This is a genomic window from Acetivibrio cellulolyticus CD2 (assembly GCF_000179595.2).
Taxonomy (GTDB): Bacteria; Bacillota; Clostridia; order Acetivibrionales; family Acetivibrionaceae; genus Acetivibrio; species Acetivibrio cellulolyticus.
Genome location: NZ_JH556653.1, coordinates 1,036,891 through 1,051,250, shown reverse-complemented (window position 1 = coordinate 1,051,250; position 14,360 = coordinate 1,036,891). Strand labels below are relative to the sequence as shown.

Here is a 14,360-nt window from a genome sequence, read left to right as displayed (position 1 = left end):
CAATGGAAAAAGCAATGAAAGATAGTGGCATTGAGTGGATTGGAGAAATACCGCAGGAGTGGGAAACGATAAAAATTAAGTATTTATCACCAGTTCTTAGGGGGGCAAGTCCGAGACCCATTGATAACCCTATTTATTTTAATGAAAACGGGGAATATGTTTGGACTAGGATTGCTGATGTATCAAAATGTAATAGGTATTTTGAAAAATACTACGAATATATGTCTGATTTAGGAACAAGCAAATCGATAAAGATAGAGCCAAATTCTTTAATCGTAAGTATATGTGCAACTGTAGGAAAACCAATCATAACTAAAGTAAAATGTTGTATACACGATGGCTTTGTTTATTTTCCTTTATTAGACCCAAAATACAATGATTTTTTATATTATATATTTAATAATGGTAGTTGTTTTGCTGGTTTGGGTAAATTAGGTACACAACTAAATTTAAATACAGAGACTGTTGGAAGTATAAGTATTCCTATAATTGATGATTCTGAATTGAAAAGTATAATCAAATATCTTGATGAAAAATGTTCCGAAATTGACAATATTGTTGAAAACACAAAAGCTTCTATCGATGAATATAAAAAATACAAGCAATCTGTGATTACTGAAGCTGTTACAAAAGGACTTAACCCAAGTGTAGAAATGAAGGATAGTGGAATTGAATGGAACAGACATATCCCTTTACATTGGAAGGTTGTTAATGGACGTAGATTGTTTGAACTCCGTAAAGATAAGGCTATGCCAGAAGATAGACAACTAACAGCATCACAAAAGTATGGAATAATGTATCAAGATGAATTTATGCAATTAGAAAATCAAAGGGTTGTTACTGTTCAAAAGGACTTTGATATATTGAAACATGTTGAGCCAAATGACTTTGTAATAAGTATGAGAAGTTTTCAAGGTGGATTAGAATACAGCCAGTTAAGGGGATGTATCAGCTCTGCTTATGTTATGTTGATACCGAACGAAAAAGTATATTGTCCATATTTCAGATGGCTATTCAAGAGTGTAAAGTATATAAATGCTTTGCAGAGCACTTCAAATTTAGTTAGAGATGGTCAAGCTATGAGATTTTCCAATTTTGTTCAAATTCCTCTTTTCCTTATACCAATTGATGAACAAAAGAGAATAGCTGATTATCTTAATGCTAAGTGTGCAGAAATAGATAATATTATTTCTAAAAAACAGCAAATTGTAACCGAACTGGAAAACTATAAAAAATCTCTAATATATGAATGTGTGACAGGAAAAAGGAGTGTCCAAACGGAGGAAAACAATCAAACGACAATGACTGTTTATCCTTTATTTCCTGTATTACTTGCGACTGATAAAAAACGCTTTGCTCAAGCGGTTTTGGCAAGCAAAATTATTGATATGACTAACACATCACAATTTGGGCGTGTTAAGCTTGAAAAAATACTATACACGGTTGAAACACATATAGGCTTTGATTTTGATACTGATTATAAGCGACAAGTTGCAGGTCCGCTTGATGGCTCAATTTATCAATGTGAAAGCATGATATCCAAAAGAAATAAGTGGTTTAATATTAATGAAAACAAAAAAGCTGTCGAATATAGTCCTGCAAAGGACATAGCTAATTATAATAATTATTATAATAAGTATTTTGTTGACTACAGTACTGAAATTGAAAGAATTATAAACATTTTCAAACCACTTTCCACTGACCAGGCAGAAATTATTGCTACATTATATGCGTCATGGAATGATTTCATCATTATAGGTAAGGCTTTTACTGATGAAGATATTGTAAATGATGTATTAAATAATTGGCATGATAGCAAAAAAAGATTTTCAAAGGATATATGGCTTTGTACTATTGACCAAATGAGAAAGCTTGACCTTGTTCCAAAAGGTTATGGTAAAAAGACAGCTATGGCATAAGGAGATGTAATAAGTGGAAGATAATGAAAAAAGATTTGAACAGGATATCGAAAGCTTTTTAACCTCCGAAATAGGTGGTTATGGTAAAGGTAATCAGAACACATATGACTTTGAAAAAGCTATCGATATGGACAAGCTTATCTCTTTTATCTCTAATTCTCAGCCGAAAGAATGGGAACGACAAGTAAAAAGGGATGGTGTAGAAGCTGAGAAAAAACTATATAAATGCCTTCAAACAAATATTGATAATGAAGGGTTAATATACGTTCTGCGACATGGAATTATTGATAGAGGTATAAAGTTTAAGTTTGTGTCTTTTCGAGCAGAAACGGCACTTAATGAAGATGTTATCAAAAGGTATAATCAGAATATTTTAACATGCACAAGGCAGTTTAGATATTCCACTCAAAATAGTAATACCCTCGATATGGTTTTGTCTTTGAATGGTTTTCCGATTATTGCCGTAGAGTTGAAGAACCAACTCAAAGGGCAATCGGTTGATAATGCAAAAAAACAATTCATGTATGACAGAAGTGAAAAGGAGTTTGTTTTCCACTTTAACAACAGAATCCTTGCATATTTTGCCGTGGACCTATATGAAGTTGCAATGACTACGCAATTAAAAGGGAAAAATACATTTTTCTTACCGTTCAACCAAGGCTCAAATGGTGCTGGTGAGGTGGGCGGAGCAGGTAATCCAGCCAGAGTCGGCAAACCAGGAGATTATGAAGTTGGTTATGTAACCTCCTACTTGTGGGAGAATGTTTTACAAAAAGATGCTTTACTTGATATTTTGCAGAGATTTATCCATCTATCAGTGGAAGAAAAAACCGAGAAGGTTAATGGCAAAAGGATTAAGAAAGTCAGCAAGAAAATTATTTTCCCTAGATATCATCAACTCGATGTAGTTACAAAGCTTATAGCTGATGTCAAAACCAATGGAAGCGGAAAAAACTATCTAATTCAGCATAGTGCGGGAAGCGGAAAAAGTAACTCTATTGCATGGCTTAGTTACCGCCTCGCAACTCTGCATAATAATAACGATAAAAATATTTTTACTTCAGTCATTGTAGTAACTGACCGTAGGGTGCTTGACAGTCAATTGCAGGATACTATTTCTGGATTTGACCATATTGAAGGTATGGTTGAAACAATCGATGAAAAGAAATCATCAAAAGATCTCAGAGATGCAATAAATGATGGTAAAAAAATAATAATCACAACATTGCAGAAGTTTCCTGTTATTTATCAGGAAATTGATGATAATAAGGGCAGACGATTTGCAATTATTGTTGATGAAGCTCACTCTTCTCAGACTGGTAACAGTGCCAAAAAGCTAAAGGCGGCTCTTGCAGATGTTGAAGAAGCATTAAAGGAATACGCTGAGATAGAAAGCTCTGAAGAAGCTGAGAATGATGCAGAAGATAATCTAGTTAAAGAAATGGTAACTCATGGAAAACACAACAACCTGTCCTTCTTTGCATTTACTGCTACGCCAAAGGAAAAAACACTTGAAATGTTTGGAGAAAAACAAACCGATGGATCATTCAAGGCGTTTCATATCTATAGTATGAGACAGGCGATAGAAGAAGGCTTTATTCTTGATGTGTTAAAAAACTATATGACATATAAGACTTGCTATAAGATAGCCAAGAATACACCAGATAATCCGGAAGTGCCAACAACAAAAGCGGTCAAAGCAGTTAGACGCTATCAGGAATTACATCCTCATAACTTACAGCAAAAGACTGCCGTAATGATAGAACAATTCAGAGAGGTAACAAAAAATAAAATTGGCGGCAATGCTAAAGCAATGGTTGTAACTGCATCAAGACTTCATGCAGTCAGGTATTATCATGAATTCAAAAGATACATTGAAAAGAACAAGTATGATGACATAGATATTTTAATTGCATTTTCTGGTGTTGTTAATGATGTAAACATCAAAGGCGATAGTGTTGCATACACAGAAGAAGGTATGAATAAAAGAGCTGACGGAACAACAATTAAAGAAAAACAGCTTCCAGAAGAATTTCACCATGATTTCAATTGCCTGATTGTTGCTGAAAAATATCAGACAGGATTTGATGAACCTCTGCTACATACAATGTTTGTTGATAAGAAGCTCGATGGTGTTAAAGCTGTTCAGACTCTTTCAAGGTTAAACAGAACTTGTAATGGCAAGGAAGATGCTTTTATACTTGATTTTGTCAATACCGCAGATGATATGAAAGCATCATTCTCAAGGTTCTATGAAGCTACAACATTGGATGAGGAAGTAAATGTAAATCTCATTTATCAGACACAAACAACACTTAGAAAATACAAGCTTTACAATAATGATGATATAGAAAATTTTGTTACCATTTACTATAAAGATGGAAAGCAGACAGATAAAGACCTTGGCAAAATGACTGCACTATTGAAGCCGGTGGTAAATAGGTACAATGAGCTTGAAACCGAGGACAGATATGAATTTAGAATGACTATCAGAAGTTTCAACAAGTGGTATTCCTATATTGCACAGGTGGTTAGACTGTTTGATAAAGACCTTCAGAAGGAATTTTCATTTACTTCGTATCTTGCCAAAATGTTACCAAAAGAGCCTGATAAGAAAATTGATTTGGATGGGAAGCTAAAACTGGAATTTTATAAATTGCAGGAGACATTTGCAGGATATATTGTTCTTAATCCGACAAAAGAAGACACTACCCTAAATAATGTGAAAAGCTTTATTCCTCAAGGGGTTACAGTAAGTGATGATGAATTGCTTGAAAGTATCATAAAAAGGATAAATGACCGATTCAATGGTGCATTTACCGAGGGTGACAGGGTAATTGTAGAAACTATATATAATAGGGTGATTAAAGATAATAAAAAGCTAAAGACCTATGCAAAAAATAATGATGCCGAGGTATTTGAAAGAAGTATTTTTCCTGAAATCTTTAAAAAGATTGCACAGGATTGTTATATGGAATCGATGACTTCATTCGGGAAACTATTTGAAGATAAGAAATTCTATAATTCAGTGATGGAGGAGATAGCCAAGGCTTCTTATAAAGATTTGCGGAGCGCTAAGTAATTATAATTTGACTGATCATGTCAGAAATGAGGTTGAGAAAATGGACAGCCGAATTAAAGTCAATAACATTAACTTATATTCATTATAAGAATCGCCCTTCAGAAGGGTGATTCTTATAATGAATATCAACGTTTCCGAATTACCTATACGGTTAGGTCAGTCCCAAAAGTCAGTCCCAAAAGAACTTTGGAAAGAAGCTGAAGCGTAAGGCTATTGCATTAGAAGAACTTAAGGCCATAGCAGGTGTATATAATTAAATTAATTGAAGCATTCGATTATATCAATCGCATGATAGAGGATAGGTGTTACAATGGGAAGTAGTGGAGAATATGCTGGTTTAATTTGGGAAGCTAATTTCACAGATGTGCCTACAAGATACGGAATTAACCAGGGGCGTGTTTATTATTTAGAAATTAAGAAAGTTGAACATCATGATGGTTATACCACGAATCAAATATTTTATAGGTTTGAAAGAGGTTGGGTTACAATCGATCGAAAATACAGTATTATTTCTGAAGTTGTCAAACATGTTATGGAATTGTATGAATAAAATGCAGTAAAGGTGATAGATACATGTTAAATATTAATTTGTGATAACAGCGGTAGATATAGATTTAATGCAATGGAGGAGCAAGAACTCAACAATTGGATGACTACCAATGCGGTATCGGCTACTGGTGAATTAGTAAACGCAGATGAATTTATTCTGGCATAAAGGTGTTAATAGAAAATATTAGGAGAAGAATAATGGCACTAGTTCAAGATGAATTAATAATAACAAAATTAAAAGACTTGCTTGCTATAAATTTGACCTTGCCATCATATCAGCGGCCATATAGTTGGAGCGTCAAGTCAACCAATACCTTATTTATTGATACATATGAGGCGTTTAAAGAAGGAATCAACGAATATCGTCTTGGATCGGTAATCTTACACAAAGAAAGCTTTGAAAAATATAATATTGTCGATGGGCAACAAAGGCTAACTACATTATCAATTCTGCTTTATTGTTTAGGCGATGACAAACAAAGTCTGTTGAAAGAAAAATACAGCAAACTATCGAATGATGTTATAGTCACAAATTTTGGCGTCCTTTCTAAAAGAGCTAACGAATTATCCTATGACGAACGTCAAAAATATAAAAATTATCTTTTAAATCAATGCACAACGGTTCAAATTGTCACAGACAGTGAGCAAGAGGCGTTTCAGTTCTTCGATTCACAAAATTCTCGTGGCAAAGAGTTAGCTCCTCATGATTTGTTGAAATCATACCATTTGCGAGAAATGAATAATGAAGATGAAAATCAAAAGGTTAAAATCATTAATCGTTGGGAAAACATAAACCAAGACGATCTAGACGATTTATTTAAAAACTATTTGTACCCACTGACTCAATGGTATAAAGGAAAAGAAGGTTTAGGTTATTCTTCAAGCAAAATTGATTCTTTCAAAGGAATAAAGGGAGCAAATATCTACAATTATGCAATATACCATAAAGCTAGTAATCTTTATGTAGAACAATTCAATGCTAACGGAAGTAATGAATTGCTTGCAGTAAAGTTTTTGAATCAATTCCAATTGACGCAACCTTTGATAGCCGGGAAACGATTCTTTAATTACACACTTCATTACGGAAATTTATTAGAAAAAATACAAAAACAAATTAATCGTTTTCATGAACGAGATGAAATTCCAAGTAAGCGTTCTGGTGATATTTACATTAAGCAGCTGTATGAATGCTCGTTATTATTCTTTGCTGATAGGTTTGGTCTTGAGAGCATAACCCAGTCTGTGATGCAGCAGCTTTACTCGTGGAGTTATTCATTACGAATGGCAATGAATGCAGTGTATCCGCAGACCATCAATAGATATGCAAAGGGTCAACATGAGCGAGCAAATTATGGAATCGATATGTTTTCTGCGATCAGTGAAATGGCAGAACCAGAAGGATTGAAGTTACTTGTGCTTAAACAGCCAGATATTGATGACAATAATAAAGAAAAATACAATGCAGTCTATCAATTGCTTTGTAAATGGAATAGGTGGTAGGAGATGACTAAAGATTTAAAAAAAATATCGGTGTCACAAATTTTTGAGAATATTAATTACCTAGTGCCGATTTATCAACGTAATTATGCTTGGAATGAAACGCAAATAGAACAATTGATTGAAGATATTGAAAGTTCTAATAGAGACTACTTTTTAGGGAATTTGATTGTTAATCAAACGGATAACAATGTTTATGAAGTGATTGATGGGCAGCAGCGATTAACGACTTTATATCTTCTTGAAAAATATTTAGGGCTTGTATTTGCTAAGGAAGCTCTGCGTTTTGAGGCTCGTGAAAAATCAAATCGCACCCTTTCTTTTGTTAGCGATAGGAGTAATCCAGGATTAATAGAAGAATTATCATCACCAGAAATCTTGAATGGTTTTCAAATCATAGATAACTACTTTAAGACGAAAAATATCGATAAAAGTAGATTTGTTAAAAAGTTGGAGAGAGTTTTTCTTATCCAAGTTCAAGTTCCACAGAATATTAATTTAAACCACTACTTTGAAATTATGAATACTCGTGGAGAACAATTAGAACTTCATGAAATAGCTAAAGCTAAGTTATTAGAAGTGCTTAAAAGCAATGAAGACAAAAATGTAGCAGCTATGATTTGGGAAAAATGTTCAGATATGAATTCGTATGTTCAGATGAATTTTGATGTTGATGTGAGAAAAAGTATCTTTACTAAGAACTGGAGCAGTCTAAGTCAATCAATTGAAGATTTTGATTCTATAAAAAGTAAAGTCTCTTTAGTGAATAAATCAACAGATAAAAAAACATTGATTGATATCTTGAGAGAGAATAGATTACTTAATGCGTCAACTACGCAATACCAAGATGAGAATGAACGATTTGAATCAACTGTTTCATTTCCAAACTTCTTATTGCAAGTCAATGCTGTCATAAGAAAACTTGGAGAAGAAGATACAAGTCTTGATGACAAACACTTCCTTAATAATCTATCTTGGGCATGGTCATCACCTAGAAAAGCAAAAGATTTTTTGTTCCATTTATTGAAGTGTAGAGTAATATTTGACAAGTATGTGTTAAAACGTGAGTTTGCTAGAGATTACAAAGAAACGGGTAAATGGTCCCTGCAACGTTTAGAAAAATATCATGATAACAAGAAAAATAGTGATAAACCTAAATATGTTGGCACTTTTGGGGATGAAGGTAATGATAATAAGAAGTTAAGAACACTTCAATCTTGTTTGCGTATTACTTATACATCACCAAAAACTATGCACTGGATTACCATTGTTTTATCTAACTTGTTAGAAAACGAGGAAACTGACATTGTTGGCTTGTTAGAAGATTATTGTAAGAAGAAAGTTGATGATTCCGATTACCAAAACAGGAATGGTTTTGGAGTTGAACGAATTGTATTTTCATATCTTGATTATTTAATCTATCGAGATGGCTATTCATATGGCAAAAAAGAAATCATATCTCCTTTTCAAGATGATTGGCAATTCCAGTTTAGAAGTTCCATTGAGCATTTTCAACCACAACATCCGGCAGAAGGAGAAACTTGGGAAGAAGAAGACTTGGACGGATTCGGTAATCTAGCCTTAATAACAGTTTCAGGGAACTCTAAGTTTTCTAACTTACCACCTGCTGGAAAAATCAATTCATATCCAAGTATCATCAATCAAAGTTTGAAGTTAAAAATCATGCAGAAAATGACAAGCTTTGGCGATGGGAAGTGGACAGAAGAAAAGGCAAGTAGACATAAATATGAAATGTTCAAAATTTTGAAAAATAAAGGGTAGAATAATACTCAAGGAATAAGGGAGGTTGCTATGCCGCGAAAGAGTAAGAATAAATTTGATATACATGGTGATACAATTTCAATAATGCATGAGGGCTGGGACCATTTGGCTTTCGCAACATATCGAGAGGATTATTATGAAGAACTATCAACACATACATGGAAACTATCAAATGGGTATCCTTCTAATGACACACTTGGCGGGGGGCTTCACCGATATATGATGGCTAAGTGGTATGGTGATGATGTTCTAAGGGATTTAACAGGAAAAGGATATGTTGTTGACCATATGAACAATGATCATATGGATTGTAGAATATCTAATTTGGAATTCTTAAAGCACAATCGTAATGTCGCTAAAGGAATGTATTTGGATAAAGAAGCTAAGAACATGAGTTATAGGCTTGCGGTGAGCCTTTTTAAAGACTTTTCCACTGGATGCTATCAGATTACAATAGGCTGTAATGACCACATTGTGACGAAAGACAGTACTGGGCAAGAGCGCCATATAAATGCAATAAAGCTCTTGTACAATTGCGACTATTCGTTGGTAGTACTTGATGCAGAAGCTATTATTACAGAATATGAAGCTGCGGGAAAGTTTTCTGTTGCAAATCTACATTGTTGCGACAAACGAATTGAAGAAGCGATTGATATTAAGTTAACTGATGAAGAGAAAAATCAAGCTTTTGTAATTCGTGATGGTGTGCCTTATTTTATTATAGGAAACGGAAAGACCTTCCTAAATTCAATACACTACGAAGCAGGATGGCTTCCACCTGAAAAGAAGTAAATGGTGTTGATATGTTCCCGAGTACCATAAAATTGTTAATATATTTCCACTACTACGAAAGAGCTTGAAAACGGTTGACATGTTCGAGCATACTGTGAAAAGCTTAATGAAAAAGATATTATGACAGATGTAACTTTGATAAGATTAAAGGTACCCTTGATGCGCTAGACTAAAAGAACCGTTAAAAGAAAAAATTGAGGTATTCAAATGCTTACTATTGAGGAATACATTACCCGAAGGAAAAAAGAAGATAAGCTCAATGAGTTTGACCTTGATGCACGCACTCAAAACATGAGAATTTGTGTTGATTATGTATTTGAGTACTTTAATAACTATCTGAATACTACAGAAGCTGATGAAAAAACTGTACTACATAATGAAAAGCTTGAGAAGTATCGTAGGCAGCTTAGGGAGTATGAGCCTGAAGTTAGGGAATGGGTTGTCGGCATATATAATGAGTATGGGAAGCAAATACATAAGTATATTGGAAACATTATGAAGGAGAATGATCTGTTCTTTTTATTTGATACTGACAGTGAATTTAGAAATGTATCATATGATTGCTATTCAAGGCTTATTAAAAAATTATCGTTTCTTAAGGATCAGACAGAAATGTTATTTCTTTTAATTAAAGACTATCACAGGGTTGAGAGTGAGCAGCGGTTTGGCTTTGGTATACCTTCAATATCCGAAGAAATAACTAATTGGGTCGATAAAACCTGGGCAAAGCACCAGGTTAATATTCTTGCTTTTGCTTACAGCTGGATAAATAGTTTTTATGAAAATGATGATATTTGGCCTTCAACACATAGAAAGAAGAGCCAATATACTTGGAGAAAGTATGATTACGATTATAAGCAGAAAAGTAATCTCTTTAACCTGGATTCACTGTATAGAAAGATGCCTAAAAAATTATTTATCAAAGGGAGGAAGCAAGAATTAGAAATTCTATTTATGTACTATTGGCTTCATGAAATGGAGGGTGATAATGATTATTGGCAGGAGTATTTAGAGGCAGTTTTGCCTGGTTTGAAAATGGAATAATACTGAGGTTATTAAAGGCAAAATACAGATAATCGCATGCTAATTTTAGGAAGAGAAATATAGGTGAGATCGAGATGAATAAAAGCAATTGTATAGATAATAAAATAATTGATAAATTGGCTCAGTATAGAAATAACAGTAAAATTATTCGGAGTAATGAAGAAAGAGAACATTCTCAAGTTAAAGTAAATAAGCATCCTCATAAAGATGAAATGTTTGTGGACCATAAATATGATAATTTGGATTGGCGGAAAGAACCTGTTGAATTTGAGAAGGAATCGTATATTTTATGTAATTTTACAAGCTGTAAATTTGGTAAGACGGCTGTCCTAGATGAAAGTAGAATGTATCATACTAAAACATCATTCTGGAATGTAACCTTTGAAAATTGTATTTTTGAAAATGTGTATTTTGAAGCATGTTATTTTTGGAATTGTATTTTCAAGAACTGTCAGTTTAAGGAGTATAAGGTGGTGTTTGAACGTTGCTGCTTCAGAAATATTAAAACTATTTATAATGAAGCAAAAAAGGAGCATGAGAAATATTATTCATCATCGGAGTTTATTAACTGCCAGTTGACCGGAATTGAGTGGCGGGAGTGTTTTGGAGATAACCTTATATTTGAAGGGAATACTTTAATACGTTCCGCTTTCAAGGATTGTGAGATGCCTGGAGTTATAATGAAAGATAACATGTTCTATTCAACATATTTTAATAACTGTGATATCAAAGATTTGAGTATAATAGGAATGCGGTATGCTGATTTAGAATTCCACTTTACAGAAAAAAGTAAAGATATCTGTATGCATAAAAATATCTATGTTGGTAAAATGGATACAAAATACTTAAATAAACATGAAGATTATGAGATCGCTAGTAAGTTTTATTACACCTTACTAGAGTACCTTGGGATGAGGAATATTGATACACAGAATATGAGCGAATACAGGTATCGTTACAACTACTATTCTATGAAGGCCAAGCCATGGTGGGAACAGATTTGGGATAGAATCAGTTGTTTACTTTGTGGCTATGGAGAAAAACTATGGAGGTTTACGATAGCATTTCTGTCTATTATTATACTGCCAGCTATTGGATACTTGTTATGTGGTTTGAAAGTTGGTAGTGAGATATATCCCTTGAAATATCATATTGGTGGAGAAGGAACATTCAATTTAATTAACCTTGTGAAAGATTTTGGTAAGTGTCTGCATTTTAGTATAGTTACATTTTCTACTGTAGGGTATGGAAATATTGTCCCGTATGGATGGAGTTATGTTATTTCAGCGGTACAAATTCTTATGGGTGTGGTGTTTATTGCGGTATTCACTTCAGTTGTTCTCAGAAAGATTCTTAAATAATAAGAAAACAATCGAAATGTTACCAAGAACGCTGACATCAATAATGGCCGATTACAAAAAATAATTGGGTACTATTTGGGTACTACTCAAATAAAATCATACCCAATAATATAACATCTTACATATGGTCTGCTAATGAAAAACCTTTAAAATACACGGGTTTGGTATGGCTTTTAAAAATGCAAAACAGCTAATTGAGTTCTGTAAAACATTTATCCCCCAGTTCAAATCTGGGTGGCGCCTCCAAAAGAGAATCCTCAAAAGGCTTAAATTCAAGACTTTTGAGGATTTTTATTTTACCGGGAGGTTTTATCAACTCGGTAAATTTCGGTAGGTTTTAGTCAAAGGAAACTTTTGATATATTTCCAGTCCATAAATCTTCTTGAAAAACTTCCCCTGTAGTATCTGAAACCCAATAACGTGCTAGTGTCGTAGTATATTCTTTATTATTAGGGTCAATATATGCAATCCTTATAATATAATAAGACATATTATCTTCGGTAGTAGTTCCAAAATTCTGAACTTCGCAATTAGGTTGAGTTAATATGATTTTATTTTCCCTAATTAAATCGTTTATAATTGTAATAGCTTCATCTTCGGAGATTTTCATTCCTTTATCAGCGGCTTTTGAAGGTTCACTTACCTTATTTGCATTTTCCTTCCTCCATTGTTCTAATGTTATCAAATCACCTGTTATAATGCCCTCAACCATTATTTTATTTAAATCTTCATTAACATAGAAAGTATTCCACCTGACGGTATGATCTGGATGATTTTCACCAACATAAATGCAATAGAAATCTTTATATTGACTATCGCTATATTTATCAGGGACTCCATCTAATCTCATAGTTAAGGTTACTTTTCCGGTGCTATCCTTTGAAAGCTGTTCCTCAAACTGCTTTATCTCCGGAACTGCTTTAGTTAAATACTCTGTAGCTTTATCCCAATTATTAACCATTTGGCCATTATAATCAATCATTTCTTTTAATAGACTACTTTTGCCATTAACAACTATTTCAATAACATTCTTTTTTTCTTTATTACATTCTACGTCAAAAACAAATTTGTTTTTATCATCAACAACTTTGAAATTCCAATATCCATTTGCGGAAGCAATACTTTTCAAAAGAGTATCGAAATATTTTGCACCTTGAGTATCTAACCTGTATACAGGGTCAAATTCAACATTGAAAATTGGGTATTGTTTGTTATTTAGCAATTCGATTTTCATTATTCTAATATTGTATTTATTTAGTACATCTTTCACAGGATGATTCCAATTTGCAATATCTGTGATTACTTCACTACTAGATGGATTTCCATTGGTTGTTTGAGAAATGGTTTCCTCTAATTTTGGTGTACTATCACCATTTGGTAAAGATTGATTATTAACCTTATTTCCGTTGCTAGCTGAATTATTTCTGGGATTGCTGCAAGAAACAAGAAGAAAAGCAGATAAAATCAATAATCCAATCAAAGAGTTCTTTAATAATTTAATTATCCCCATAATATCCTCCTAGAAGTCAATAGTATATCAAAATCATTAATTAATACTATATCATAATTTGAATTGGAATTTACAAGGAGTTTTATCAGGTTGAATTTTTTGTAAAAATTATTGACTTACCAAAAGAGCAGGGTGTATTCTGGTAATATGTACCTTATTCATTAAAAAGATTTATGACAATTTGCGAGATGTATTTCCACACCATTACTTAATTTGCTGGAAGAAATTATATCAGAATATGAGGTGAGACTATGAGAAGAGCAGATAAAGAAATAACAGATAAAACGCTCATTGATAAAATTTTGATAGAAGCTGAAGTCGTTAGACTTGCCATGGTTGATGAAGGAACCCCATACCTGGTTGCTATGAATTATGCATATGTCGATGGCTGCCTTTATATGCACTCTGCTATAGAGGGCCGGAAGATTAACATATTAAGAGAAAATAATAATGTAGCATTTCAGACGGATACAGATGTAGAACTCGTACTGAAGGAAGAAGCATGCAGCTGTAGTACAAAGTACTTGAGCGTTTTTGGAACAGGCAAAGCAACTTTTATAGAGGACAAAAAAGAAAAGGTAAAAACTTTAGATGCAATAATGACAAAGCATACCGGGAAAGCAGGATTCGAATACCCGGAGAAAATGCTGGAAAAGACGCTTATCATTAAGGTGCAAATTGAATCTGTGACAGGCAAAAAGTCTGGTTATTAAGGAGTGTGAAAGACCCTGAAATGCTTACAATAAGCACTTCAGGGATTACGGCTTTCCTATCAATTTCCTAAAGAATATTAAATATTTTGTTCTTATTTTAGTTAGGGTAAT

Annotated in this window: 10 protein-coding genes; 9 read left to right on the top strand and 1 reads right to left on the bottom strand. The window is 33.3% G+C overall.

The features are described from left to right. Positions 1-2: 2 nt before the first annotated feature. The 8 genes from ACECE_RS29160 to ACECE_RS0206660 all read left to right on the top strand — a co-directional run bounded on the left by ACECE_RS29160 (position 3) and on the right by ACECE_RS0206660 (position 12,026). A complete protein-coding gene (locus ACECE_RS29160; RefSeq protein WP_010245821.1) occupies positions 3-1,919 on the top strand; it encodes a restriction endonuclease subunit S in 1,917 nt (638 codons plus the stop codon). Between the two features lie 13 nt (positions 1,920-1,932). Continuing rightward, positions 1,933-5,001, top strand: a complete 3,069-nt coding sequence (locus tag ACECE_RS0206690; protein WP_010245818.1) for a type I restriction endonuclease subunit R — start codon at positions 1,933-1,935, stop codon at positions 4,999-5,001. Between the two features lie 310 nt (positions 5,002-5,311). Continuing rightward, the gene (locus ACECE_RS0206685) at positions 5,312-5,551 is read left to right on the top strand and encodes a DUF7678 domain-containing protein (RefSeq protein ID WP_010245815.1); all 240 of its coding nucleotides are present in this window, start codon (positions 5,312-5,314) and stop codon (positions 5,549-5,551) included. 197 nt (positions 5,552-5,748) lie between these two features. Beyond that, on the top strand, positions 5,749-7,050 hold the full coding sequence (locus ACECE_RS0206680; RefSeq protein ID WP_010245812.1) for a DUF262 domain-containing protein: 1,302 nt from the start codon (positions 5,749-5,751) through the stop codon (positions 7,048-7,050). Between the two features lie 3 nt (positions 7,051-7,053). Then, positions 7,054-8,829 carry a DUF262 domain-containing protein gene (locus ACECE_RS0206675; RefSeq protein ID WP_010245809.1) on the top strand — a complete coding sequence of 592 codons (1,776 nt, stop codon included), beginning with the start codon at positions 7,054-7,056 and terminating at the stop codon, positions 8,827-8,829. A 30-nt stretch (positions 8,830-8,859) separates the two neighbouring features. Continuing rightward, positions 8,860-9,621, top strand: a complete 762-nt coding sequence (locus tag ACECE_RS0206670) for an HNH endonuclease (RefSeq protein ID WP_010245806.1) — start codon at positions 8,860-8,862, stop codon at positions 9,619-9,621. A 207-nt stretch (positions 9,622-9,828) separates the two neighbouring features. Next, positions 9,829-10,665 (top strand): hypothetical protein, encoded by an 837-nt coding sequence (locus ACECE_RS0206665; RefSeq protein WP_010245803.1) that lies wholly within the window; start codon positions 9,829-9,831, stop codon positions 10,663-10,665. 74 nt (positions 10,666-10,739) lie between these two features. Continuing rightward, positions 10,740-12,026 (top strand): ion channel, encoded by a 1,287-nt coding sequence (locus ACECE_RS0206660; protein WP_010245800.1) that lies wholly within the window; start codon positions 10,740-10,742, stop codon positions 12,024-12,026. Positions 12,027-12,363: 337 nt separating this feature from the next. On the opposite strand, the gene ACECE_RS0206655 is transcribed toward ACECE_RS0206660, so the two are convergent. Beyond that, positions 12,364-13,536 (bottom strand): hypothetical protein, encoded by a 1,173-nt coding sequence (locus ACECE_RS0206655; RefSeq protein WP_010245797.1) that lies wholly within the window; start codon positions 13,534-13,536, stop codon positions 12,364-12,366. A gap of 251 nt (positions 13,537-13,787) precedes the next feature. On the opposite strand from ACECE_RS0206655, the gene ACECE_RS0206650 reads away from it, so the two are divergent. After that, a complete protein-coding gene (locus ACECE_RS0206650) occupies positions 13,788-14,249 on the top strand; it encodes a pyridoxamine 5'-phosphate oxidase family protein (protein WP_010245794.1) in 462 nt (153 codons plus the stop codon). Positions 14,250-14,360: the final 111 nt, after the last annotated feature.

Coding starts and splice junctions, on each gene's coding strand:
- ACECE_RS29160 (WP_010245821.1), top strand. CDS start 3: ATGGAAAAAGCAATGAAAGATAGTGGCATTGAGTGGATTGGAGAAATA.
- ACECE_RS0206685 (WP_010245815.1), top strand. CDS start 5,312: ATGGGAAGTAGTGGAGAATATGCTGGTTTAATTTGGGAAGCTAATTTC.
- ACECE_RS0206655 (WP_010245797.1), bottom strand. CDS start 13,536: ATGGGGATAATTAAATTATTAAAGAACTCTTTGATTGGATTATTGATT.
- ACECE_RS0206670 (WP_010245806.1), top strand. CDS start 8,860: ATGCCGCGAAAGAGTAAGAATAAATTTGATATACATGGTGATACAATT.
- ACECE_RS0206675 (WP_010245809.1), top strand. CDS start 7,054: ATGACTAAAGATTTAAAAAAAATATCGGTGTCACAAATTTTTGAGAAT.
- ACECE_RS0206650 (WP_010245794.1), top strand. CDS start 13,788: ATGAGAAGAGCAGATAAAGAAATAACAGATAAAACGCTCATTGATAAA.
- ACECE_RS0206665 (WP_010245803.1), top strand. CDS start 9,829: ATGCTTACTATTGAGGAATACATTACCCGAAGGAAAAAAGAAGATAAG.
- ACECE_RS0206660 (WP_010245800.1), top strand. CDS start 10,740: ATGAATAAAAGCAATTGTATAGATAATAAAATAATTGATAAATTGGCT.
- ACECE_RS0206680 (WP_010245812.1), top strand. CDS start 5,749: ATGGCACTAGTTCAAGATGAATTAATAATAACAAAATTAAAAGACTTG.